The sequence below is a fragment of the Variovorax sp. E3 genome, assembly GCF_016082275.1.
Taxonomy (GTDB): domain Bacteria; phylum Pseudomonadota; class Gammaproteobacteria; order Burkholderiales; family Burkholderiaceae_C; genus Variovorax.
In genome coordinates this window covers 1-684 of record NZ_MOWM01000371.1, presented here as the reverse complement: position 1 = coordinate 684, position 684 = coordinate 1, and the positions used below count along the sequence as shown (strand labels likewise).

The 684-nt window shown below is 72.1% G+C and carries 1 protein-coding gene; it reads right to left on the bottom strand.

Annotation, left to right across the window (positions count from 1 at the left end; translation table 11 throughout):
* On the bottom strand, window positions 1–618 hold a 618-nt coding region (locus BMG07_RS40920; RefSeq protein ID WP_269759921.1), incomplete at its 3' end, for a caspase family protein.
* Window positions 619–684: the final 66 nt, after the last annotated feature.

Genomic DNA, 684 nt, shown 5'->3' with positions numbered 1-684 from the left:
CCGCCAAGCTGCGTCGCGCGCAGGCCGCGCCAGCGCACCTCGTCGTCGGCCGGGCCTCGGCGGTGGGCGGTGCGTCGGCGACGCCGCGCGCATGGAGTTGGCGGCGCAGGTGTCGAACACCGAGGCGATGAACACGTTCTTCGCGAGGAAGGACTGGATCCAGCCGTCGAAGTCGACATCGCGCAGGTCGCCGCTCAGCACGACGTCGCTGCCGAGCGTGCCGCGCACGTCGCGCGCGAGAAAGTTCTCCGACAGGCCGTCGGGCTCCTGGTAGCGCTTGGCGACGTCGCGCAGGCGCGTGCCGTGGCCGGAGAAGTACAGCAGCACGAAGTCGCCGCTCTTCGACTGCGCGAGCAGCCGCGCGAGGGCTTCGTGGATGGCCTGCGACTCGGGCAGCGCGGCGCCGCTCACGCCGTCGGCCAGCACGGTGATGTCGGCCGCGCCAAAGCCCTGCCGCTGCAGCGCGTCGCGCACGAGCATCACGTCGTTGCGCGGCGCCTGCAGCCACAGCGCCTGCGGCTGGTTGACGAGTTCGGACACGCCGACGAGCAAGGCGCGCTGCGTGGCGAAGGCGAGGCTGCCGCACAGGAGCAGCCACAGCACGAGCAGCGCCTGCAAGAAGCGCAGTTGTCTTGCCCCTTCCCCCTTTGGGGGAAGGCTGGGATGGGGGCGGGCGGAGCGCCC